Annotated in this window: 16 protein-coding genes; 4 read left to right on the forward strand and 12 right to left on the reverse strand. The window is 57.9% G+C overall.

Annotated elements, in window-relative coordinates:
* Positions 1 to 117: 117 nt before the first annotated feature.
* The gene (locus tag M5B43_RS25505; protein ID WP_248752660.1) at positions 118 to 534 is read left to right on the forward strand and encodes a type II toxin-antitoxin system MqsA family antitoxin; all 417 of its coding nucleotides are present in this window, start codon (positions 118 to 120) and stop codon (positions 532 to 534) included.
* 318 nt (positions 535 to 852) lie between these two features.
* Here M5B43_RS25505 and M5B43_RS25510 read toward each other — a convergent pair whose 3' ends face one another.
* The 4 genes from M5B43_RS25510 to M5B43_RS25525 all read right to left on the reverse strand — a co-directional run bounded on the left by M5B43_RS25510 (position 853) and on the right by M5B43_RS25525 (position 5022).
* A complete protein-coding gene (locus M5B43_RS25510; protein ID WP_010444394.1) occupies positions 853 to 1617 on the reverse strand; it encodes an amino acid ABC transporter ATP-binding protein in 765 nt (254 codons plus the stop codon).
* Positions 1618 to 1628: 11 nt separating this feature from the next.
* Positions 1629 to 2726 carry an amino acid ABC transporter permease gene (locus M5B43_RS25515; RefSeq protein WP_248752661.1) on the reverse strand — a complete coding sequence of 366 codons (1098 nt, stop codon included), beginning with the start codon at positions 2724 to 2726 and terminating at the stop codon, positions 1629 to 1631.
* Between the two features lie 10 nt (positions 2727 to 2736).
* Complete coding sequence (locus M5B43_RS25520; RefSeq protein WP_248752662.1) at positions 2737 to 3918, reverse strand: amino acid ABC transporter permease; 1182 nt, start codon at positions 3916 to 3918, stop codon at positions 2737 to 2739.
* Between the two features lie 72 nt (positions 3919 to 3990).
* Positions 3991 to 5022 carry an amino acid ABC transporter substrate-binding protein gene (locus M5B43_RS25525; RefSeq protein ID WP_248752663.1) on the reverse strand — a complete coding sequence of 344 codons (1032 nt, stop codon included), beginning with the start codon at positions 5020 to 5022 and terminating at the stop codon, positions 3991 to 3993.
* Between the two features lie 345 nt (positions 5023 to 5367).
* Between M5B43_RS25525 and M5B43_RS25530 the strand changes: the two genes are divergently transcribed.
* Both M5B43_RS25530 and rhlB read left to right on the forward strand, forming a co-directional pair.
* The gene (locus M5B43_RS25530) at positions 5368 to 6024 is read left to right on the forward strand and encodes an alpha/beta hydrolase (protein WP_248752664.1); all 657 of its coding nucleotides are present in this window, start codon (positions 5368 to 5370) and stop codon (positions 6022 to 6024) included.
* Between the two features lie 96 nt (positions 6025 to 6120).
* Positions 6121 to 7587 carry an ATP-dependent RNA helicase RhlB gene (gene rhlB / locus M5B43_RS25535; protein ID WP_248752665.1) on the forward strand — a complete coding sequence of 489 codons (1467 nt, stop codon included), beginning with the start codon at positions 6121 to 6123 and terminating at the stop codon, positions 7585 to 7587.
* A 12-nt stretch (positions 7588 to 7599) separates the two neighbouring features.
* Here the strand turns inward: rhlB and M5B43_RS25540 are convergent, their stop codons facing one another.
* The 8 genes from M5B43_RS25540 to M5B43_RS25575 form a co-directional block, all read right to left on the reverse strand.
* Complete coding sequence (locus tag M5B43_RS25540; protein ID WP_248752666.1) at positions 7600 to 12402, reverse strand: RHS repeat-associated core domain-containing protein; 4803 nt, start codon at positions 12400 to 12402, stop codon at positions 7600 to 7602.
* Between the two features lie 60 nt (positions 12403 to 12462).
* A complete protein-coding gene (locus M5B43_RS25545; RefSeq protein ID WP_248752667.1) occupies positions 12463 to 14478 on the reverse strand; it encodes a hypothetical protein in 2016 nt (671 codons plus the stop codon).
* A 224-nt stretch (positions 14479 to 14702) separates the two neighbouring features.
* Positions 14703 to 15155 carry a molybdopterin synthase catalytic subunit MoaE gene (gene moaE / locus M5B43_RS25550; RefSeq protein WP_248752668.1) on the reverse strand — a complete coding sequence of 151 codons (453 nt, stop codon included), beginning with the start codon at positions 15153 to 15155 and terminating at the stop codon, positions 14703 to 14705.
* A 2-nt stretch (positions 15156 to 15157) separates the two neighbouring features.
* Positions 15158 to 15400 (reverse strand): molybdopterin converting factor subunit 1, encoded by a 243-nt coding sequence (gene moaD, locus M5B43_RS25555; protein ID WP_248752669.1) that lies wholly within the window; start codon positions 15398 to 15400, stop codon positions 15158 to 15160.
* Positions 15397 to 15870, reverse strand: a complete 474-nt coding sequence (gene moaC, locus M5B43_RS25560) for a cyclic pyranopterin monophosphate synthase MoaC (RefSeq protein WP_248752670.1) — start codon at positions 15868 to 15870, stop codon at positions 15397 to 15399. The genes moaD and moaC overlap by 4 nt, the downstream gene beginning before the upstream one ends.
* 141 nt (positions 15871 to 16011) lie before the next feature.
* On the reverse strand, positions 16012 to 19746 hold the full coding sequence (locus M5B43_RS25565; protein ID WP_248752671.1) for an autotransporter serine protease: 3735 nt from the start codon (positions 19744 to 19746) through the stop codon (positions 16012 to 16014).
* A 322-nt stretch (positions 19747 to 20068) separates the two neighbouring features.
* Entirely contained in the window at positions 20069 to 21463 is a 1395-nt protein-coding gene (locus M5B43_RS25570) for a PhoH family protein (RefSeq protein WP_005785025.1), read from the reverse strand.
* Positions 21464 to 21804: 341 nt separating this feature from the next.
* Positions 21805 to 22929: a polysaccharide deacetylase family protein gene (locus tag M5B43_RS25575; protein WP_248752672.1), complete on the reverse strand. Its 1125-nt coding sequence runs from the start codon at positions 22927 to 22929 to the stop codon at positions 21805 to 21807.
* A gap of 132 nt (positions 22930 to 23061) precedes the next feature.
* Here M5B43_RS25575 and yaaA point away from each other — a divergent pair, with 132 nt between their 5' ends.
* Positions 23062 to 23841 (forward strand): peroxide stress protein YaaA, encoded by a 780-nt coding sequence (yaaA, locus tag M5B43_RS25580; RefSeq protein WP_248752673.1) that lies wholly within the window; start codon positions 23062 to 23064, stop codon positions 23839 to 23841.
* Positions 23842 to 23867: the final 26 nt, after the last annotated feature.

Raw genomic sequence — 23867 nt, forward strand, 5'->3', positions numbered from 1 at the left:
AGCCTATTCGGAGTCACCTACAAAGACAACGCACTAGGGTTCCTAGGCAGGAAAAGGAGCAGTAGTTTCGATTGGTAAAATGACCCTTAGAGGGTAATTGTTGAACTCGGGTGTCTTATGGAAAAGTACACACCTCATTACGATTTGGTCAGCATCAACACACGCGGCATGATTCGCGCTATTCCTGACATTGCAGGCTGGGAATGCCAGGTCTGTCATGAAGTCGAATTCGATCACGACGACGACGACGACAGTGCAGAACGTTATTGCAAGGCCTCCGACCTCTTGCTGATCGACGCACGTAATCTGACACAGAAGAACGCGGTGAAACCCTTGACCGTCCGCGGGCACAATGCATTTTCTCGCTACGAAAGGGCTGAGATTTTCCCGCCTGAACCGCTGTTCACACTTATGCGCCTGCTGGATAAGCACCCTCACCTGCTGGCCGAAATCGAGGCCCTCAATGTCGGCGAAGACCTGAACCGTCTGCTCATCGCAAAAGATGAGCAACAACTTGCGGCTCAAGCCTCCTGACAAACAATCAGCAGGCAAAAAATAAACCCGGCGCCAGGCCTAATGCCAGTCCGTTAAGAAGGAACACTATCACTGTGGCGAGCGGGCTTGTTGTGGCGAGCGGGCTTGTCCCGCGTTGGGCTGCGTAGCAGCCCCAAAAGCTATCTGCGCGGAGTATCGTATACACCGCATTCGTCCTTCTTTGGGGGCGCTACGCGCCCCAACGCGGGCGGTGCGACGATTCGACAAGCCCGCTCGCCACCGGTTACCGGTTGCTCGTTCTAGCGCTTAACTGACTGGCATTGGGCGCCAGGCCGGGTTTATCGTTTCAAACTTCGATCAATGCAAAATCTGGCTCAAGAACAACTTGGTCCGCTCATTCTGCGGGTTGTCGAAGAAGTCATTCGGGGCCGCCTGTTCCACGATCTCGCCCTTGTCCATGAAGATCACACGGTTGGCCACGGTGCGCGCAAAGCCCATTTCGTGTGTCACGCACAACATGGTCATGCCGTCTTCGGCCAGGCCGATCATGGTGTCGAGTACTTCCTTCACCATTTCCGGGTCCAGCGCCGAGGTCGGTTCGTCGAACAGCATGATTTTCGGCTTCATGCACAGGGCACGGGCGATGGCGACACGCTGTTGCTGACCACCGGACAGTTGCCCCGGGAACTTGTGCGCCTGCTCCGGAATGCGCACGCGCTCCAGATAGTGCATGGCGATCTCTTCGGCCTTGCGCTTGGGCATCTTGCGCACCCACATCGGCGCCAACGTGCAGTTCTGCAAGATGGTCAGGTGCGGGAACAGGTTGAAGTGCTGGAACACCATGCCGACTTCACGGCGGATCGCTTCGATCTGCTTGAGGTCGTTGGTCAGCTCCACGCCATCGACCACGATGCGGCCCTGCTGGTGCTCTTCCAGACGGTTGAGACAGCGGATGGTGGTGGACTTGCCCGAGCCGGAGGGTCCACACAGCACGATACGCTCGCCCTGCTTGACGTTGAGGTTGATGTCTTTCAACACGTGGAACTGGCCGTACCACTTGTTGACGCCCTGCATCTGGATAATGCCTTCAGGGCTCACAGGCTGTTTGATTGCTTCGCTCATAACAACAACTCCTAACGCTTGTGGCCTGTGTCGAGCTTGTGTTCCAAATGAATGGAATAGCGCGACATACCAAAACAGAAAATCCAGAACACCAGGGCGGCGAACACGTAGCCTTCGGTGGCCATGCCCAGCCATTTGGGGTCGGCAGCAGCTTGCTTGACGCTGTTGAGCAGGTCGAACAGGCCGATAATGATCACCAGGCTGGTGTCCTTGAACAGCGCAATAAACGTGTTGACGATCCCCGGAATCACCAGCTTCAGGGCTTGCGGCAGAATCACCAGGCCCATGCTGCGCCAGTAACCCAGGCCCATCGCCGCAGCCGCTTCGTACTGACCTTTGGGAATGGCCTGCAAGCCACCGCGCACCACTTCAGCCACGTAGGCCGACTGGAACAGGATCACGCCAATCAACGCCCGCAGCAGCTTGTCGATGCCCATGCCTTCGGGCAGGAACAACGGCAACATCACCGAAGACATAAACAGCACGGTGATCAACGGCACGCCGCGCCAGAACTCGATAAAGGTCACGCAGACCACTCGAATCGCCGGCATGTTCGAACGCCGCCCCAGCGCCAGCACAATCCCCAGCGGCAAGGCGCCGGCGATGCCCACGGTGGCAATCACCAGGGTGAGCATCAGACCGCCCCACTGGCTGGTGGCGACATTGCTCAAGCCAAAGATCCCGCCATGCAGCAGGCAGTAGGCAATGATCGGGTACAGCACCAGAAAGCCCAGGCCGTAGATCGCCTTGCGGGGGAACCGCGAGATGAACAACGGCGCCACGCCGACGATGGCCAGCCACACGGTCAGGTCCACGCGCCAGCGCAGGTCACCGGGGTAGTAGCCGTACATGAACTGCCCGAAACGCTGTTGGATGAACACCCAGCAGGCGCCCTCTTTGGTGCAATCGGCGCGCGTGGTCCCGACCCAGTTGGCATCGAGAATCGCCCAGTGCAGGATCGGCGGCACAATCAGGTAGATCAGGTAAAACGCCAGCAACGTCAGCAGGGTATTGAGCCAATTGGAAAACAGATTGGCGCGCATCCAGGCCATCGGTCCGAAGACTTTGCTCGGCGGCGGCATATCAGGTTTGAACGTATGCGAACTCATGTGCGTTTCCTCACCGCTCGATCAGCGCAATGCGCTTGTTGTACCAGTTCATCAGCAGGGAAATGCTGATGCTGATCGCCAGGTACACGCTCATGGTGATGGCAATCACCTCGATGGCCTGGCCGGTCTGGTTGAGCACCGTGCCGGCAAACAGCGAAACCATTTCCGGGTAGCCGATACCGGCGGCCAACGACGAGTTTTTTGCCAGGTTCAGGTATTGGCTGGTCAGCGGCGGAATGATCACCCGCAGCGCTTGCGGGATGATGACCTTGCGCAACGTCGGCCCTGGGCGCAGGCCCAGGGAGCGCGCGGCTTCGGTCTGGCCGTGGCTGACGGACTTGATGCCCGAACGCACGATCTCGGCGATGAACGCTGCCGTGTAGACCGTCAATGCCAGCGTCAATGCCAGCAATTCAGGGATCAACACCCAGCCGCCCACAAAGTTGAAGCCTTGCAGCTTCGGCAATTCCCAATGCAGCGGAGCGCCGAAGACCAGGGCACACAACGCCGGGATCACGATAAACAGCGCCAGGCCCGCCCAGAACTTGTGGAAGGGTACGCCGGTGGCTTCAAAGCGCTTGTTGGCCCAACGTGCCATCAGCACGATTGCCACGATAGCGACGACGACGCTGACCACAAACGGCCAGAACCCATCGGCGGCAATCGCTGCCGGCATGTTCAGGCCCCGGCTGCTGACAAAGAAGGTGTCGCCGAAGTTATGGCTGTTGCGCGGCCCCGGCATGGTCAGGAACACCGCGAAGTACCAGAACAGGATTTGCAGCAACGGCGGGATGTTGCGGAAGACTTCCACATACACCGTCGCCAGTTTGTTGATCATCCAGTTGGGCGACAGCCGAGCGACACCAATGATGAAGCCGAGCAAGGTCGCCAGGACCACACCGATCACGGTCACCAGCAACGTGTTGAGCAAGCCGATGACAAAGACTCGGGCGTAGCTGTCCGATTCGGTGTAGTCGATCAAATGCTGTGCAATGCCAAAGCCGGCACTGCGCTCAAGAAAGTCGAAACCCGAGGTGATGCCCCGGTGTTGAAGGTTGGTCTGCGTATTGTTGAAGAGGTACCAGCCCAGCGCGACCACCGCCACAATCGTGATGATCTGGAAGAGCCACGCGCGCACTTTGGGATCGCTGAAGCTCAGCTTCTGCTTAGGTGCGCCGATTTGATTTTGCATGAAAAGCCCCGCAAATAATGGAACAGAACATCACCCGGCGGTTGGCCCACCGGGTGATAGAACCATCAGCGATCAGCGCACAGGGGGTGCGTATTGAATGCCACCGTTGGTCCACAGTGCGTTCAGGCCACGGTCGATTTCCAGGGGTGTGCTCTTGCCGAGGTTTTTCTCGAACACTTCACCGTAGTTACCGACTTGCTTGACGATCTGTACGACCCAGTCTTTCTTCACTTTCAGGTCTTTGCCGTATTCGCCATCAGCACCCAGCAGACGGGCAACGTCCGGGTTCTTGGTGGACTTGGCTTCAGCCTCGACGTTCTTGGAGGTGATACCGGCTTCTTCGGCATTGAGCATGGCGTAGCCAACCCAGCGCACGATGGCCAGCCACTCGTCGTCGCCATTACGCACGACCGGGCCCAGCGGTTCTTTGGAAATGGTTTCCGGCAGTACCACGAAGTCTTTCGGCGAGGCCAGCTTGCTGCGCTGTGCGTAGAGTTGGGACTTGTCGGAGGTCAGCACGTCGCAACGCCCGGACTCCAGCGACTTGGCGCTTTCGTCGGAGGTGTCGAAGGTAATCGGGGTGTATTTGAGGTTGTTGGCGCGGAAGTAGTCGGAAACGTTCAGCTCAGTGGTGGTACCGGCCTGGATGCAGATGGTCGCACCGTCCAGTTCCTTGGCACTTTTCACACCCAGCTTATTGTTAACCAGGAAGCCAACACCGTCGTAGTAGGTGATGAAACCCGGGAATTTCAGGCCCATGCCCGCATCGCGGGAGCTGGTCATGGTGGTATTGCGCGACAGGACGTCGACTTCGCCGGATTGAAGCGCGGTGAAACGCTCCTTGGCGTTCAACTGGCTGAATTTGACCTTGGTTGCGTCACCGAAAACGGCGGCGGCCACAGCGCGGCAAACGTCAGCGTCGATCCCGAGGATCTTGCCGCTCGCATCCGGCACCGAGAAACCCGGCAAGCCGTCACTCACACCGCATTGCACAAAGCCTTTCTTCTGCACCGCATCCAGGGTAGCGCCAGCTTGGGCAAAACCACTGACACCCAGTACAGCGGCCGCGGTAACGATGGCCAGGGTGGATTTCAATACCTTCATTCAAACCTCCAGTTGCTCTTGTTGTGTCGGAGCTCCAACTTCAGCGCACCCTTATGAGGCGATATCGACCCGTGTTGGCTTTTTTTAGGGTCAAGCGACATGAAGTTGTTGCGGTAATTCCAGCGGCTATCCCATGAGCGGCAGTCACTGATAGTGTTACCGTCTGAGGATAGTTCTGACATCGACCTACACATAGCAAGGCGCGTACCAGAGTGCGGGTCGTGGTGTTTGAGCCCGCCCCCCTTGGAAAAAGATTCAACCTTGCGACATTTTATTAACAGATCAACCTGTCGCGCACCGTTCCGACGCACCCAATCGGAGCGCCCGCACAGAGATGGAGCAGACATGACCGAACCCTTGATTCTTCAGCCCACTAAGCCCGCAGATGCCTGCGTAATCTGGTTGCATGGCCTGGGTGCCGATCGCTACGACTTCCTGCCGGTGGCCGAAGCGCTGCAGGAAAAATTACTGACCACCCGTTTCGTTTTGCCCCAGGCACCGACCCGCCCAGTGACCATCAATGGTGGTTACGAGATGCCAAGCTGGTATGACATTAAGGCCATGAGCCCGGCCCGCTCGATCAGCCTGGAAGAACTGGAAGCCTCGACTGAAACGGTCATGGCGTTGATCGAGGCGCAGAAGAGAACCGGAATAGACGCTTCGCGAATTTTCCTCGCGGGTTTTTCCCAAGGGGGCGCGGTGGTATTCCACACGGCATTCAAGCAATGGCAGGGGCCGCTGGGTGGCGTAATTGCCCTCTCCACCTACGCACCGACCTTTGACGATGAACTGGAATTATCCGCCAGCCAGCAGCGCATCCCCACCCTGTGCCTGCACGGCCAATACGATGACGTGGTGCAAAACGCCATGGGCCGCAGCGCCTACGAGCATCTGAAGCGCCGTGGTGTCACCGTGACATGGCAGGAATACCCAATGGGCCACGAAGTGTTACCCGAAGAGATACACGATATTGGTACCTGGCTGGCCGCCCGCCTGAGCTGAAAGCCCGCGTTAATGTAGCGACATGACAGACACACTACGCCGCGCCCGATTCTTGCATTACACTGGCCGGCGTACATTCCTTAACCAATTAATGAGATGACCGTGCTCAAAGCACTCAAGAAGATGTTCGGCAAAAGCGAGGCTGAGCCGCTCGCGCCTGTTCCCAGTGCTCCTGTCCCCAAGCCCGTCAGCCGCGATAACGGCAAACAGCCCGACCGGACCGCACCTGCCGCCTCACCGAAGAAACCACCGGTGACGCCGCCTGAACACACCCAGCCTGCCGAGGCCACCCCCGCGCCGGTCGCCAAACCACGCCGCGAACGCGCGCCCAAGCCGCCCGTGACCCCGTGGAAACTCGAAGACTTCGTCGTCGAACCCCAGGAAGGCAAGACCCGCTTCCACGATTTCAAACTCGCCCCGGAACTGATGCACGCCATCCAGGACCTGGGCTTCCCGTACTGCACGCCGATCCAGGCGCAAGTGCTGGGCTTCACCCTCGCGGGCAAAGACGCCATCGGCCGCGCCCAGACCGGCACCGGCAAGACCGCCGCGTTCCTGATTTCTATCATCACCCAATTGCTGCAAACGCCGCCGCCGAAAGAACGCTACATGGGTGAACCGCGCGCACTGATCATCGCCCCGACCCGGGAACTGGTGGTACAGATCGCCAAGGACGCCGCCGACCTGACCAAATACACCGGCCTCAACGTCATGACGTTCGTGGGCGGCATGGACTTCGACAAGCAGCTCAAGCACCTCGAAGCCCGCCATTGCGACATCCTGGTCGCCACCCCAGGCCGCCTGCTGGATTTCAACCAGCGTGGCGATGTGCACCTGGACATGGTCGAAGTAATGGTGCTGGACGAAGCCGACCGCATGCTCGACATGGGCTTTATCCCGCAAGTGCGCCAGATCATTCGCCAGACCCCACCGAAAACCGAGCGCCAGACCCTGCTGTTCTCCGCGACCTTCACCGAAGACGTGATGAACCTCGCCAAGCAATGGACCACCGACCCGTCCATCGTCGAGATCGAGGCACTTAACGTCGCCAGCGAAAACGTCGAGCAGCACATCTACGCCGTGGCCGGTGCCGACAAGTACAAGCTGCTCTACAACCTGGTCAACGACAATGGTTGGGAGCGCGTGATGGTGTTCGCCAACCGCAAGGACGAAGTGCGGCGCATCGAAGAACGCCTGGTACGCGACGGCGTCAACGCCGCGCAACTGTCGGGCGACGTGCCACAGCACAAGCGCATCAAGACCCTGGAAGGTTTCCGCGAAGGCAAGATTCGCGTGCTGGTGGCCACCGACGTCGCCGGGCGCGGCATTCACATCGACGGCATCAGCCATGTGATCAACTTCACCCTGCCGGAAGTGCCGGACGACTACGTGCACCGCATTGGCCGTACCGGCCGCGCTGGGGCTGCGGGTGTGTCGATCAGCTTTGCCGGCGAAGATGACTCGTACCAGTTACCGTCCATCGAGGCGTTGCTGGGGCGCAAGATCAGCTGTGAGACGCCGCCGACGCATTTGTTGCGGGCGGTGGAGCGCAAGCGGTCTTAACACTCAACATCATCAAAAAGGTGCGAGGGGCTGACGAATACGCGTGGCCTCGTCCCTGAATGATTGGTAGTAGTCGGTAATGCTGGAGGTCATGTCGAACAGACGACTGCCGGTAGCCTGGCGTTGCGGCTGGGCCGGTGCAGAAGCGTCGGCGTGATCGGACTCAGGAACAGATTGAGGCGGTGCACTTTTACTTCTGGCCTCAATCGCCCGGCCAAAATTAGTCGTTCTCAAAGCAAAACGGCTAACACCGAAGGCCTTGCTGAAGGTGGTGATCCCTTTCTCATCTGTGAACTTATAGCTCAAACCCACCGTGCGCTTGCCGGCGGCCAGGATACCGCTCCCCACTGGCGTATCAAAAAAACTGGAATATCCGACAAAATCCTTGGCCGTTCCGGCTTTCACCGCCGCGTTGTAGGCCAGGCTTGCCGACGTGTACGCTCCGGCCGCACTGACTACCCATGACATAATAGAGAACCCGAAAGACGCCCATCCCAGGTTCTGGATATGGTGCGAGCGGTCCCAGCCCTTTTGTCTGTCAACCTCTGCAACCCCCAACCCCGCAATGCCCAGCGTTCCACCGATAACGCCCAATGCCGAGGAGACCGTCAATGCTACCTTGGAAGCAAGGAGCATCGTCGCCGTCGAGGCGGCGGCGGCCGCAGCCGCGGTACCTGCTGTGGCCGCCACAGACGCCGCCGCTGTATACGCAGCCGCTGCGGCTATCACCCCTGGGGTTGCGAATCCTAGCACCACAGCCGAGAACGCCAGGCCCACTCCGGTCAACACCCACTTCAACCAGTTAGGCCACAGCCCACTGGGATCCATCAGATTGATCGGGTTACATGCACAGTACGCATAGCTGTTGATGCCACCCTCATCAAATGGGCTGAGTGGATCACGCTGCAAGAACATCATCAACGCTGGATCATAGGCTCGCATGCCGTTGCCCTGAATATAGAGATTCGTCGCCGCATCCAGTCGCTGACCATTGAGCGCAGGTAGTTGAAGGTCTGCCATGCTGCGAACTTTTCCATCATCCAGGGCAAGCTTGACCTCCCCATAAGGGGTGTAATGCCGCCGCACATGAGGCTGCCCAGGCGCTGATAGGCCACGCACGCTGCCGGAGGCATCACTGACATGCAGTTGCGGCCCGTCTACACCGCCACTGCGCGCAATCACTTGGTCTTCACCGTTGAAATAGCGGATCTTTTTATCGCCTTCAACCAGGGTTTCGAGGCGCTCGCCTGCATACGCTAACATCACCGGTGGCTCACTGCCGCGCGAGGCGAGTACTTGGCGAGATTCTGCGTCGTACTGATAGTTGTACTGGAGGCCATCGACCTGTACACCGGTCAGTTGCTCAAACGCATTGTACGTATAGGCCTGGCCTGAAGGCCCAACCAGCAAATTGCCCGCCGCATCATAGGTCAGTGTGACGTCCTGCGCCGGCAGTGTGTGGGTCAAGCGCGTTAGTTGAGTGGGATCGGCGGCGGTGAAAAAGCGCTCACAGATGTCTTGCGTACCGTCGGCGAAGGCGGTAACCACCCGAGTAATATTATTGAGGCTGTCAAAGCTGAACTCCTGCCCGACGATGCCTCGTCCCATCTGGTCCCGGGGATGTTCAGAGCCTTCGCAACGGTATGTCTTGAGCCGCAGATAGGCGTCGTAGGTGAACGTCTCACCAATCACCACTCGCGAATTGGCATCGCGCAGGAAACGGGTCGCCAGCATGCTGTTGACGTGGTAGCTGCTAGTCATTACCTGAAGTAGCGTACCGCCCTGTTCGAAGCGGCGTTCGGCTTCCCGCCCCAAGGCATCATAAGAGACTTTGGTCACTATCCGTGTAGTGTCATAGCTGGCGGTCAGGTTCTGTGGTCGACCAAAGTTGTCGTAGCTCTGCTCAACCACCATGGAGCCGGTTGTCATCTTGGAAAACCGCCCTTCGGCATCGTATTCAAACTCGCTACTCTGACCATTGGCAGCCGTTTGATGCAGCACGCGTCCGCCCGGAGAATAATCATAGCGGGTTGTCAGTGAGGTACCGGCAGCACTTTGAATCTCCTTCTCGGGATGGCCGTTCCCATCCAGGAAAAACTCATGGACCAGACCGTTGGTCTCCGAGCGCGTCAGTGTCCCCGCAACGAGGTCATGCCCGTAGGTGCTCACCGGCAGCCCGGACATTTCAATCCGGGTCGGCACATCCAACTCTTTGTCGTAAACCAGATGTTGGCGTGCGCCTCGAGGCGAGAGCACTGCCACAGGCTCCATCCATCCCGCTTCGTACTCCCAGGTCGTGGCCTGCCCCATGCCGTGCGTCTGGCTGGTCATGCGCCCAAGGCTGTCATACGTACGGGCGCCCAGACACTTACCGTCAACAGTGAGCGCACCGACCATTTCACTGCTCGTACCGAGAACGTAGTCGTTGTGTCGCAACCGTTGGGGGGTACCGTCCGCAGGTTTCTGCAGGGTCGTAAGGCACCTGCCGTAGGCGTCATAGGTGAATTCGGTGAGGTTTTTGCTGATATCCAACAGGGACAGGCAGCGCCCTAAGCCATCGTAGGTTCGCGATTGCACGTCAACACTGTTATCGGCAGTGTCGAGACGCTCCACCTTGATCGGCTGACCATGGTCGTTGAACCAGGTTCTAAGACGCTCCCCACCTTCAACTCCCTCTATCTTCAGATTAAGCAGTGGGTCGTATTCATCGATTGTCACGCTTGCGTCGGCATGCGCTACACGGCTGGCGTTGCCCCAACGATTGTAGGTGAAGGTGCTTTTGAGCCAGCGTGGCCCGTCGGTCAAGTAGTCAATACTGACCTTCTCCACGATGCGTCCCTGGGCGTCATATCGACACGTACCGATGGCACGCTCCTGGCTTGCATTGATCAACTGGAACTCTGATACCTTACGGCCCATACCATCGAAATAAGTGATGACCTGATTGTTTTGGGCATCCGTGGTGACCAGGTGAGCGGCCTTGGTTGGCGTCGCGAAATGATAGGCATACTTGCGCTGCGCTTGCTGGGGTTTGCCGGCAGACACTGTTTCCGAGAGCAACCGCCCAGTGACATCGAACGCCAGCGTCAGGGTACTGTCACCGTCTCTCGTCATCGACAACAGCCGCCGGTTGACCAAGGACAGCTTGCGCACCGACTCCAGCCATTGCCCCTCACGCCCCTGCAGCCGGCGGGTTTCGCTGAGCGTGTCGCCGGTAACGGTGTACGTGAAATAACTGACCAAAGACTGCCCGTCAATTGTAGAAGTGGTACTTTTCAGCCGCCCCGCCAGCACGCCAGGTGTGTCGTAATAAGTTTGCTGTTGGCTGAACCCATTGGCCTGAGCACTCGACTGCTGAAGCACGAAGTACTTATCACCCGTTGGCGGCACGCGGGTGTGACTGTACTCGGTCAGGCGGGCTGTAGGCGTGCCACCTGCGGGGATCAGGCGCTCATGCTTTATGTAGCGTTGAAACAATCCATGGGGATCGGCAGGGCATTTTCCGCTCTCGCCATTGATTGGGTAATAGCTATATTCAGTGCGAACGCCGGAAGCCTCGGTGCGACTCAGTTCATTGCCGTAGTCGTCGGTTTCGATCTGCTGTTCCTCTTCCCGTGACGTGCTGCGGGCAAGCAACTCATAGCGTTTGATGATGGTGTTGGGAAGTTGGAGATTGGCCGGCTGCTCAGGAAACAAGCCAGGCTTGGTATTGTAGGTAATGAACGTCGTGGCCAGCGCGCCCTCGCGCAGGACTTTCTCTTCGGTCAGCAAATGGAATTTGTTGAACGTACTCCGGGTGCTGTATAGGGCGGTATCGTTTCCCGGATCGATGTATTGTTCCTCAGTCCAATACCTGTAGTCACCGATAGTCAGATAGAGGTTGTCCTCTCCCTCACGAAAGCCACCTGAGTAGGGGAAGCCGGTAAAGTTATTACCCGGGCTGTAGGTGTAGGTTCGAGTAATGGGCAACTGACCGCTGGCAGGTGTCTGCACCCAACTGAATACCCGTGGGATATATTGGCCATTACCATATTGATGGCCCCTCTCGACGTACCTGATGATTTCTTCACCGCCCATGGGCGACTTCACGTGGGCAATGCCGAACAAGCCATTGCTGAATGCGGGTGTGTAACCAAAAACGTAGCCGGCGCTTTGGAGTGGGCCTTCCCGATCATAAGGCGCAGTCACTGCGGTCAACCGCCCACTGGAATACGTGAGTCGGATACGCGCATATCGACCGCCGTCGACCTGCGAGTCAACCATTGCCAGGCGACCGCTGGAGTAGGTCAACAGTAACAATACTTCCTGATCATTCCCCACAATACGTTCCAGCGATCCGCCCGGCGTATACTCCCACTTCAGGCGCTCGCCGTTTTCAAACTCAATGGCCACGATCCGATAAAGCGTAGAGCCACTGGTTTGCTGCAGCACCTCGACAGTACCGTCTTTGTAAATCACATGCAGGGTTTTTGCATCCGGGCGGCTGACCACCAGGTCCTGGAGCTTGCGATCCTTGAGGACCAGTGTTCCGCCAACAATCGGCATACTCTCGGCTTTGAACTGTTCACCGGTCAGCAGCGTCAGTCGCAGGCGGGCACTGTCAAACTCAGTGTTACTTAGCCACCATCCTGGCCCATAGACGCTTGACTGGGTAGAGAGCATGGAAAAAGACAATGCTATCTCGCGGCTGGCCTCCAATGGGCCTCGCGGGCATAACGTCATCAGGTTGATTCGAACATTGTATTGACCGGTACGCACGTCTACCGCACCGTTCAAATAAGAGCTGAAATTAAAAGCTTGAGAATAGACATCCATATCAAACTCCGCCGAGTGATACACCTTATTAAATGATCGACCCTGTAAAAGCGAACATTTTCAGCCATCTTTCAGTTCAATGAGATTACCGAAGTCCGCTGACACAATTTCATAGACTTGCTCGCACCCAAAGTTATCCCACAGACGCCATTTACTTTGATGATCCACCAATATATACCGATGCTTGTTTTCACGAAACCTTACAGCCCGCATAATGGTTGTGCGCTGATTGAACTTGACCACCTTCTGGTCTCCCTGGGGATGACCGCTGAAAATGTCCGATATCAACACCCTGGGATCAGGAACATCTTTACCGTACACGATGCCACCTTTATAAGTGCGAAAATCTTGAATCCCAAAACAATACGACGAGGTGGAACTCTTGCCTTCCCAAGGAAGAAACAGCGGCGAATCGAGGCCTCGGTTAACCAGGAATCTCAGCCCCGACGGAGCGGTCCAGTAATACACGTCAATGTCGCAAAAAAAATCGTCGTACGCATTGTGATCCGCATAGAGAACAAGCTCATCTGCCCGTAATGTATAAGGCGAAACGGAACCGATGGTCACGTAAGATAAAAAGTTAAAATCATCTTTTATATAGTTAGTCGTATAGCGAACCCCATCCACTTCGATCGCGGCCATGAAACGGACTTTCTCATGGCTGGCACTCGAATCAACACGCAGGTATCGATTAACAACCTCCAGTCCTCTTTCATGTCTGCCGGTTGCCACCTCAGTCTCAGTACCTTGATCCTTGCCTACCACCGTGCCCCCCGACTTCCTGAGTCCAACGTCGTATATATTTTTATCCTTGTCGCAACTCCAGCCTCTGGGAAGTGGTTCATTAACATCATTTGAAAAGACTGTTATCGTAAGGCTGTTACGCTGCGCACTCGTCAATGGAACTTGCAACGAACTCCCGTCAGGCCGCAGTTGCATGACAACAACCTCAACCTCCACCTTGCATTGATGGCGGCCATTGGAGTAAAGCTCGTCGGTGGATGTCTGACCACCGGGAAGCATGATTTCGAATGTACTCAAGAAAAGAGATCCGAGCTCCGACGGCCCCAACAGATATAGATTCCCAGCGCTGTCGCCGTCTAGCGTAAACGTATGCTCTGTTCCGAAATTATCCAATAAGTGCCAAGGCCTACGTTTATAATGTTCAGGAAAACTGAAACCATTACTCATCAGTCTGACTGCACGCATGATAGTAGACTTTTCATTGAATCTCACAGGTGCGTCCTCATCAGGCAGGCCCGGCCCCTGATACACCTCCTTGATCTTAAGCGTTTCTCCAATTTGGTTTTTATTTGTAAGCGTTCCCGCCATGTATTCAAAGCCAGGAACCCCACCTGCTAGGCGTCGCGACAATGCAGAATCAAATGCCTCCCCATCACCTGGCAATGGCACGGAGTCTCCAATGCCTCTATTCTCCACAAAACTCAATCCTGCAGGAGGCGTCCAGTAATAAACGCTGCCTAGAAAAATGGTCAGCGATCTACTTGCAAAAAACGCACCGGTATCTTCATATTGCTCCAGGTCTTTAACCTCCAAGGAAAATGGATGCTCGGCATTTACGGTAATCGATGATTCAAAAACCACCTGCCCTCTGGAACAATGCGTGGTATAAACCTCGCCATCAATCACAACCCGTGCCATACATTTCACCGACCTTACCGCCGCGCCAAAATGGCAACGTAAATAACGTTTTACAGTCTCGGCTCGTGGATCGCTGGCGAGTTCACGTGTGCTTTCTTCTGAACATTCGTTTACCGAGTCTCCAGACCAGAGCCCACGCTTAAAGCGATTTTTAAGTTCATCACAATTCCAACCCTGCGCAAGGCTCTCACTGTCCTCCTCAGACCATTGTACAACGGTCACGCTGCTACGTTCGTTATCAGTCAAGGCGGCGACACTCCATGTATCGTCTGCAGCGCGGACCTGCTTGACAATATCGATGAGCACCTCGCATTGATGGTTGCCGTTCGCATACAACCCATTAGCCTTATCCGCTTTATTCGGACGTCTGATAATGAAGCTTAGTAAGCGGCTACTTTTCTCGCAGACAACCATATTTCACATTCCGTTATAAACTGTTACTGATGTGTCCCCTCTGGATCTCGCCTGAAGATCACCTGGGGTCCTGAAACCATCAAAGCCTATAAAGAACGTTGCTAACAACTGTCAGAGTTAACAGTTTTATATATTTATTCCGAGTAAAAAATTATGGCTTCATACCCTAAACAAACGAGCTTAATTCAACAGATCATCCGCTGAAGACGATTTATGAATTCGACTCACTGATGCCAGCGATCAGCCGCCGTGTAATCGCTGTCGCGCCCTTCCACCCAGCGAGGGCCTTGTGCCGTCTGCTCCTTCTTCCAAAACGGCGCCTTGGTCTTGAGGTAATCCATCACAAACGCACAGGCATCAAACGCCGCCTGGCGATGCGCACTGGCCGCGCCGACAAACACAATCGGCTCACCCGGTTCCAGCGCGCCAATACGATGCAGCACCTCCAATTTGAGCAACGGCCAGCGCTGCTCGGCTTCCACGGCGATCTTGGCCAGGGCTTTTTCGGTCATGCCGGGATAGTGCTCCAGAAACATCCCCGACACTTCGCGCCCATCGTTGAAGTCGCGCACATAGCCGACAAAGCTCACCACCGCGCCCACGCCCACATTGGCCGCGTGCATGGCGTTGACTTCGGCACCGGGATCAAAGGCTTGGACCTGCACACGAATGGCCATGCTCAGCCTCCGGTCACGGGTGGGAAAAAGGCAACTTCATCGCCAGGTTGCACCGGCTCGTCGAGGCCGCACATCTCCTCGTTACGCGCACACATCAAGCTGCTCTCGTTGAGCACTGCAAACTCAGGGTCTGCCGCCAACGCCAGGCGCACCGCATCGACGGTAGCGAACTCGCCTTCCATCTCCAGCGAGTCAAAGCCTGTCGCTTCGGCATAACGCGCAAAAAACAATACGTTGATGCTCATGCCTGCTCCGCCTTGAAATGCCCACTTTTACCGCCAAGTTTTTCCAGCAGGCGAATGCTTTCGATGGTCATGCCACGGTCCACGGCCTTGCACATGTCGTAGATCGTCAGCGCCGCGACGCTGGCGGCGGTCAGGGCTTCCATCTCCACGCCGGTCTGGCCGCTGAGTTTGCAACGCGCGAGGATATGCACCGCATCCACGCCATCGGCGCTCAGCTCGACCTTGACGCCGGTGAGCATCAGCGGGTGGCACAGGGGGATCAGATCACTGGTTTTCTTCGCCGCCTGGATCCCGGCAATGCGGGCCACGGCAAACACGTCGCCCTTGGGATGGGCGCCGTCGACAATCATTTTCAGGGTCTCGGGCAACATGCGCACCCGCGCTTCGGCCACCGCTTCACGGAACGTCACGGCTTTGTCGGTGACGTCGACCATGTGGGCGCGACCTTGGGAATCGAGATGAGTCAGCACAGGGATACTCCTGATCAGGAGCGACAATTGTAAACCCTGTAGGAGCGAGCTTGCTCGCGAAAAACCAAAGAGCAACGCGGGATGCCAGAACCCCGCGTTATCGTTGACGTTCTTCGCGAGTAAGCTCGCGCCTACAGTGGTTTAGAACCGGAAGGTAAACCCGGCATTGATCCCGTTGTTGTTACCGCGGTTGGACAGCAAACCGCTGTAGCTCAACGACACCAGCGTGTCCTGGGTCAAGGCCATTTCTGCACTGGCCTTGATCACCGCACCATCGCGGGCCACGGGCACGCTGTTGACGGCAAAGGCGGTGTCACTGCCGGCAAACTTCAGCGAAGCTTCACGATCGGTATTACCGAACTGATGCTCCCAACCCAGCTCGCCACGCAACGTCACTGCCGAGGTCGAACTCAGCGGCAATTGGGTATGCGCGCGCAGGCCCAACGTCGAGAGCGTGGCATCCTGGCTTTGCTTGCTCGCATGCAGGGCTGCGGCGCCGCCCTTCTCCTTGAACGAGTCGCTCTGATAGTTCAGGTACGTCAGGTTGGCGAAAGGCTCAACGAACGCCCACTGCGTGTAGCCGATTTCGCCGAACACCTGGTCGGTGCGGGCACTGTAGTCAGCCTTGTCGTAGTCCGCCTGGTTGGCGTACGTCACGCGCCGCGAGCTCTCGATACGGTGCCAGGTGGTGGCGCCACCCAAGCGCAGGGCGATGGCATCGAAGCGTTTACCGCCGTAGACCGACAGGTGATAGTTGTCGCTATCGGCCGAAGCCGAGGCGTCGCCGTTGAGATGGCTTTGGGTATAACCGGTAGCCGCCCCCACGCGCCAACCATCACCGACTTCGGTATCCAGGCCCAACAGCACCCCGCTGGTGGACGACGAATAGCCACTGGCATTGTTGTCACCACTGACGTTATTGCGACCGCCCAGCAGTTGCACCCAACCGCCGTTGTCGCTGGTTTGGATCTGCGCGCTGGAGTCCAGCGCCTGGGCCTGTTGCAGACGACCGTTGACCGCCTCACGAAGGTAACGGCTGTCGGCCATGTGCGCCGCCGCCACATCCGAATGCAGTTGCCCCGACAGTTGCTTGAACGCCTCCCGCGCCTGGGCTGCCGAGTCGGAAGCCAGCAGGCTTTCATACACCGGGCTGCCGGCGCCCAATGTCTCGGCCACCGTCGCCACTGCACGCTCGTTGCGCGTTTGCGCGACGCTGGCGAAGGTCGTCTGGTTGCGTGCTACCGCCAGGGTCAGTTGGTTCGGTTGGTAATTGAGCTGGGTACCGATGAACAGGTAATTGGGCGAAATCGCCGCAAACTGGCCATTGATGCCTTGGCTGGCGCTGAGGATATTGAACTGCTGGCCCAGCAAGCTACGCGCCTCAGTGGCGGACAGCAGGTTGGGGCTGTTTTCCAGGGACACGGTCACCACACCACCGTTGAGCGTGGCGACACCGCTGCTCTGAATCTGGTCGCTCTGGCCATTGGGCCCCACTTCCACGGCGTACACCGAACCTGGGTTGAACGTCACATCGCCGGTGTGCAGCGTGCCGATCGAATGACCGGGCGCCACACGGCCGCCAGTGTTGACGGTCAAGGCCCCGACCGTGCCGTTGCCGGCCAGCGTGCCGCCCAGGGTGGTTGTCACGCCGTTGTCCGCGTTCACGCTGCCTATGGCGCTGCCATCCACGGTCACGGCGGAGGTCAGCGAGCCATCGACCGAAAGCTTGCCACCGCGTACCCAGGTGCTGCCCGAGTAGGTGTTCTGGCCTTCCAGCACCAGTTCACCATCCCCCGACTTGGCCAGGCTACCGACATAGGTCGTGCCGGTGAGCAGGTCCTTGGCACGCGCCAGCGTCGCCAACTCCCGCGCGTTGCCGATTTCATATTGGAACTGATCGTCAGCCGAGGCATTGGCCGGCAGGCCGTTGAGCCAACCTTTTTGCTGTTTGGTGGCCGCCCAGGTTGCCTGCTCGGCGGCGTCTTCTAGCCGACGAGCGCGGATCGCTTCATCGGAAATCGGGTTGGCCCAGATGTCACGAGTGCCGGTGGGCAAGGCCACCGCCACCGAACCGAGGAACTGCCCCGGCCCCTGCATGGCTTTTTGCAGGTTGGGCAAGCCCCAGCCACTGACCACTCCCGGTACTTGCGGCGTACCCGGCGCAGCATCGTGCACCGGTTGCAGGTTGTCGTAGGTGCGGCCTCCCGTCAGGCTACCCACGGGCGTGTCCGGGCCATCCGGCGCTTGCAGGCTGGACGTCGTGAGCAGCACATCCCGGGCCTGGCTGGCGGTCATGTAGGGGAAGCGTTGGATCACCAGCGCCAGGGCCCCCGAGACGCTCGGGGCCGCAGCGGAAGTGCCGTTGGCGTTGGGGATGATTTCGCCCTCGGGGCCGGTGGACGGAATGCCCGAAACGCCCATCACACACCACCACTTCGACGTGCCGCAACGGTTGTAGACCTGGGCGCTGGTCTCGTCGTAACCGGTGATCGACAGGAATTTGGTTTCGATATCGGGTTTGAAAAACGGCAGGTTGGCGTTGGTGTCCGGGTTGGCACCGTGGCTGTCGTTACCCGCCGAGATGATCTGGATAAAGGTGTTCTGCCGGGCCGTATCGGCCATCGCGTCCAGCCAGGTTTTTTGCCCGGCGTGGGCCTTGTCCCAGAATGGGCGATAGGCGGCGGTCATGTCTCGCAGGTTGTCGGCTGCGCTGTCGCCGACGTTGCCGAAGTGGTTCTCCACATCGTTGCGCGAGTTCTGCCCCCAGCTCTGGTTGACGATCGAGACATTCTTGGCGGCCAAGGCGTTGTAGCTGGCCATGAACGCGTTGTAGTCGAGGTCGTTGGAGCCCTGGAAGCGGTTGTCATCGGTGCCGCCGGTGTTGGCGACAAACAGGTTGGCGTCGAAGGCAATCCCGTGCATACCGGTGCCATTGCGACTGGCGCCCAGTACACCGGACATCTCCGTACCGTGGCCGTCGTTGATCACCGGGTCGTATTCGCCGGAAATACTGAAGTGCTCGCCCTTTTGAAATTCGCCGTCCGGGGTGTCGTGGATATAACGCGGGTGAGTGGCGTAGTACTCGCCGGTGGACGTCACCGCCTGCACCCGGTCCTGGCCCTGGGCGTTCTTGCCCTGGAACTCGAAATGCTCGGTGAGGATGCCCGAGTCCAGCACACCGACATTGACGCCTTTGCCGGTCATGCCCAAGGCATAGGCGTAATACGCGTTGGTGCGGTCCAAACCGGAGTTGACCTGGGCTTCGGGGGTTTTCCAGGTTTGCGCGTTGGCGCTCCAGTCACGCGTGGCGGCGGCCCAGGACTGGCCGGCGTTCAGTTGCCCGTTCAGGTTGCTGCTCACGCCCGGTTCTACGTAGGTATAGGGCTTGGCGGCCGGCAAGTTGGCGATGATGGCCTTGGAGAAGTCGAGAATATTGGTGGTGTAGCGGCCACTGTTGCTGAACAGCCGGCTGCGGTAGTAATCCAGGCGCGAGGCATAGTCCAACGGCCGTTTGGTATCGCCGAGCATGGCGCCGATGGTCAGGTTTTCCGGTTGCAGCTCGTAGTTCTGCTTGAGCGCCGAATCGAACTTGCCGGACTGGGCCGCAAAGTCCTTGGCCGCGAGATCAACGATATCCGAGTAGGCAAACCGCAGGTTCTTGTAGACATCGGTGTTGGGGCCAAACGAGGCAACCGCTTTCCTGAACGCCGACTCCAGTACCTGGGCGGTGTAGGGGTTGCTGTCATCTGCCCACGCCGTGGTGCCCTGGGCCAGCCATAGGGCCAAACCGAGTGCAATGGGTGTCAGGGGTATCGTCTTGAAACGGGTGGCGCGCTTGTGTTGCGACAAAGTGGAGCCATTACCTGCTACGTCCATTTTCCTTTCCCTTTGGATATGTGCGTCGTCAATGAGCGATGTATCGGGCTTTTTGTAATAGGCAGGGTCACGCTGAAAACCAACGAAGGGCCTTCAAAACGTCGTCGAATCAAGGAAGTGGTGTTCCGACGGGGTCACGCAGTGTTGTTATTGTGGGTACCGACTTCTTGCGGCAGGAAAAAATGTAACAAAACAATTACAAAGACCACAAGTACCCACGGCGCTTAATCGCAGGCAAATGTCGCCCACAACAAAAACCCCGGATTTCTCGCGAAATCCGGGGTGGTTTGTGGCATTTAGCCACTTATTCCAGCATGAAGGGTTACAGGTGGGACTCGGCGTACTCGGCCAGGATCGAACGAGGCACCCCTTGCAGCGCGATATGCACGCCGTTCGGGAAGTCCTTGAAGCGTTCCGTCAGGTAGGTCAGCCCGGAGCTGGTCGCGGACAGGTAAGGGGTGTCGATCTGTGCCAGGTTGCCCAGGCACACCACTTTGGAACCGGCACCGGCACGGGTGATGATGGTTTTCATCTGGTGCGGCGTCAGGTTCTGGCATTCATCGATCAGAATCAGGCTCTGCTGGAAGCTGCGACCTCGGATGTAGTTGAGGGATTTGAACTGCAACGGCACTTTGCTGAGGATGTAGTCGACGCTGCCATGGGTGTTTTCGTCATCCATGTGCAAGGCCTCGAGGTTGTCGGTAATCGCCCCCAGCCACGGCTCCATTTTTTCCGCTTCGGTGCCGGGCAGGAAGCCGATTTCCTGGTCCAGGCCCTGCACGCTGCGGGTAGCGATGATGCGGCGATAGCGCTTGGTCACCATGGTCTGCTCGATGGCGGCGGCCAGGGCGAGGATGGTTTTCCCCGAACCTGCGGCGCCGGTCAGGTTGACCAGGTGGATATCCGGATCGAGCAGTGCATACAGCGCCAGGCTCTGGTAGATGTCACGCGGCTTCAGGCCCCAGGCTTCCTGGTGCAACAGGGGCTCCTGATGCAGGTCGAGGATCAGCAGCTTGTCGACCTGGATCTCTTTGATCCAGCCCACAAAACCCTGTTCATCGACGATGAATTCATTGATATGCACGGCCGGCAGGTTGTCGATCAGCTGTACCTGGTGCCAGGTGCGGCCGTGGTCCTGACGGGTTTCGACCTTACTGACACGGTCCCAGAACGAGCCGGTCATCATGTGATAACCACGGGACAGCATCGATACGTCGTCGACCAGTTGGTCGGTACTGTAGTCCTCGGCAGCGATCCCACACGCTCGTGCCTTGAGGCGCATGTTGATGTCTTTGGTCACCAGCACCACGCGCAGGTCCTTGTCGCGAGCGTGCAGGTCGATCAATTGGTTGATGATTTTGTTGTCGTTGAGGTTTTCCGGCAGCAGGCTGTTGGGCTCGCTGCGCTTGCTCATCAGAATCGACAGCAAGCCCTTGGGCCCGCTTTTACCACGCTGGATCGGTACGCCGACCTCAACGTCCTCGGGCGAGGCTTCGCCCAGGGTCTTGTCGATCAGGCGGATGGCCTGGCGGCATTCGGCAGCCACGCTGTGGTGCCCGCTTTTGAGTTTGTCGAGCTCCTCAAGCACGATCATCGGGATGGCGACGTGGTGTTCTTCGAAATTGAGCAGAGCGTTTGGATCGTGGATCAATACGTTGGTATCAAGCACGTAAAGGATTGGCTGGTCGGAAGAAGGGTTACGTCCATGATCATCCATACTCGGTCACCTTTGTGGGAGCCAGTCGACGCAATACCTGGGCGGTGCTGCGCCTCGATTCGACCACCGACTGCACCTTAAAGTGACGTCAAGTGCAGTGCCCACATGAGGAGTCTTGGAAGACGCCACCTGTGTTGCAGGTTTCGGCGGTCTGACTTCGTAATACCGCAAAACCCATGACAGGAAAAAGCACTTTGACGCTTTTTTGAAGTTTATTTTTCAGGATGACGAATAGCACTAGCCGAGTGCCATGGACCCCGTTAAAGTCGGAAGTCCGCCTGCATCGAAATGTCGCACAAAATCACCCCAAAAAGCCCTCACCCCCAACAGGGCCGGGGACTTTATCGAAATGCCTCATGGCAGTCCTGCCACCCCAAGCCGCTTTGCGCCGTCGCCTGTAACAACAGCGGCAATGCCACCCGCGCCTTGTCCTGGGTGTCGTGAAACACAATCACCCCCTTGCGCCACAACAACATCAACGTCAGCACCCGTTGCGCCGACTCATCGGCCTTGAGCTTGCCGGGTTCGTCCTGGGAATCGATGTCCCACAACGCCACCTGCAAACCCTGCGACTGGAAAAACCCCTGGCTGTCGGCGCGGCGCTGCCCATAAGGCGGACGGAACAGCGGCACATAGTTTTCCGGCATCAGGTTTTGCGCCAGCGATGCGGTGCGGGTGATGGAGCTTTGCCAGTCAACCCAGTGACTGTGGGAGCGATACTGCCAACCCTGAATGCCCACGCACTGCCCCTGGTACAGCGCCTGTACGTCGGCGGCAGAACTGCGCTCCACACGGGTTTGCAGGCTGCTGCCAAGGGCAAAGAACGTGGCGTTCATCTTCTGCTTGCGCAGGTAATCGGCGAGCCAGTCGGTATTGCCGCCGACCGGTGCCGGGCCGCCATCGAAGGTCAGCAGGAACAGGCGGTCATTGAGCTCGTCGCCATTGCGCTCATGGTCGCCGAAACGCGCGACTTCACTGCTGATCTGTGGGAACAGCGCGGCCTTGCGCAGCAACTCGTCGAGGTAGCGCTCATGAAAGTAATGGCTGGGGCCGGCCCAGCCTATATAGAAGGAGTTGTCGCTGACCACGAACTTGCCGGCCTGCTCGCGCAGGTCATCCATGTTTTCCACCAGGTAACAGAACGAGGCGTCTTCCTCACAGCTCTGCTGGGCAAAGGTGTAGTTTTCCAGCAACCGTTGCCACAGCTGGCGGCGCAGGTCGTCGATGGCGGCCAGGTTGATGTTCTTCAGGCCCAGGCGCTGCTTGAGCGCGATATCGTCCTGGGCCTCACTGGCCAGCAGGCTGCGGGCAAACATCAGGATTTCCGCACGCGAGGCCACATCGAACAGCGCCGGGCTGCTGAATTTTTCGGGCCAGGTACCACGGTCCAGGCTCGCCACATCTACCGGTGCAGCCTGGGCGTTCAGGCATAGCAGGCAAGCCGACAATAAAAGTGCGATTCGCACACAGGGTCTCCCTCTCCAGAGTCACCGGCCATCATAGCGGATCGCGCCTATCGCCATCATAGGTGGAGTCAAAACGCCCTAGCCCCTAGAATCGCGCCCACGCTACGAGCCACGATTACAGGAGCCAACTTCATGCTGATGGTGATTTCCCCCGCCAAAACCCTCGATTTCGAGTCAAAGCCGGTGACTGCGCGCTTTACCCAACCGCAATACCTGGACCATTCCCAGGAACTGATCGAACAGCTACGCGAACTGAGCCCGGCGCAAATCAGCGAGTTGATGCACGTTTCCGACAAGATCGGCGGGCTCAATGCCGCGCGTTTCGGTAGCTGGACGCCGGCTTTCACCCCAGCCAACGCCAAGCAGGCGCTGCTGGCGTTCAAGGGGGATGTCTATACCGGCCTGAACGCCGAGACTTTCAGCGATGCCGATTTCAGCTACGCCCAGGACCACCTGCGCATGCTCTCGGGCCTGTACGGCCTGCTGCGCCCCCTGGACCTGATGATGCCGTACCGCCTGGAGATGGGCACCAAGCTGGCCAACGCCCGTGGCAAGGACCTCTACGCCTTCTGGGGCACACGCATCAGCGAGTGGCTGAACGAAGCGCTGGCCGAACAGGGTGATGACGTGCTGCTCAACCTGGCGTCCAATGAGTACTTCTCGGCGGTCAAGCGCACGGCCCTGAAGGCGCGGGTCATCAACACCGAGTTCAAAGACCTGAAGAACGGCCAATACAAGATCATCAGTTTCTACGCGAAAAAGGCCCGGGGCATGATGAGCCGCTTTGTGATCGAAGAGCGCATCAGCGATCCGGCCAAGCTCAAGGCGTTCGATGTGCAGGGCTATCGCTTTAATGTGGAGCAGTCCAAGCCGGATAACCTGGTGTTCTTGCGCGATCACGCACCAGAATAAGGCCCAACAGACACTGGGGATCAAAT

The organism is Pseudomonas sp. MWU15-20650 (assembly GCF_023242475.1).
GTDB lineage: Bacteria > Pseudomonadota > Gammaproteobacteria > Pseudomonadales > Pseudomonadaceae > Aquipseudomonas.

Bases quoted from the DNA above. Each gene is read 5' to 3' on its own strand.
- M5B43_RS25505 (WP_248752660.1), top strand. From the start codon at position 118: ATGGAAAAGTACACACCTCATTACGATTTGGTCAGCATCAACACACGC.
- M5B43_RS25510 (WP_010444394.1), bottom strand. From the start codon at position 1,617: ATGAGCGAAGCAATCAAACAGCCTGTGAGCCCTGAAGGCATTATCCAG.
- M5B43_RS25515 (WP_248752661.1), bottom strand. From the start codon at position 2,726: ATGAGTTCGCATACGTTCAAACCTGATATGCCGCCGCCGAGCAAAGTC.
- M5B43_RS25520 (WP_248752662.1), bottom strand. From the start codon at position 3,918: ATGCAAAATCAAATCGGCGCACCTAAGCAGAAGCTGAGCTTCAGCGAT.
- M5B43_RS25525 (WP_248752663.1), bottom strand. From the start codon at position 5,022: ATGAAGGTATTGAAATCCACCCTGGCCATCGTTACCGCGGCCGCTGTA.
- M5B43_RS25530 (WP_248752664.1), top strand. From the start codon at position 5,368: ATGACCGAACCCTTGATTCTTCAGCCCACTAAGCCCGCAGATGCCTGC.
- rhlB (WP_248752665.1), top strand. From the start codon at position 6,121: ATGACCGTGCTCAAAGCACTCAAGAAGATGTTCGGCAAAAGCGAGGCT.
- M5B43_RS25540 (WP_248752666.1), bottom strand. From the start codon at position 12,402: ATGGATGTCTATTCTCAAGCTTTTAATTTCAGCTCTTATTTGAACGGT.
- M5B43_RS25545 (WP_248752667.1), bottom strand. From the start codon at position 14,478: ATGGTTGTCTGCGAGAAAAGTAGCCGCTTACTAAGCTTCATTATCAGA.
- moaE (WP_248752668.1), bottom strand. From the start codon at position 15,155: ATGGCCATTCGTGTGCAGGTCCAAGCCTTTGATCCCGGTGCCGAAGTC.
- moaD (WP_248752669.1), bottom strand. From the start codon at position 15,400: ATGAGCATCAACGTATTGTTTTTTGCGCGTTATGCCGAAGCGACAGGC.
- M5B43_RS25565 (WP_248752671.1), bottom strand. From the start codon at position 19,746: ATGGACGTAGCAGGTAATGGCTCCACTTTGTCGCAACACAAGCGCGCC.
- M5B43_RS25570 (WP_005785025.1), bottom strand. From the start codon at position 21,463: ATGGATGATCATGGACGTAACCCTTCTTCCGACCAGCCAATCCTTTAC.
- yaaA (WP_248752673.1), top strand. From the start codon at position 23,062: ATGCTGATGGTGATTTCCCCCGCCAAAACCCTCGATTTCGAGTCAAAG.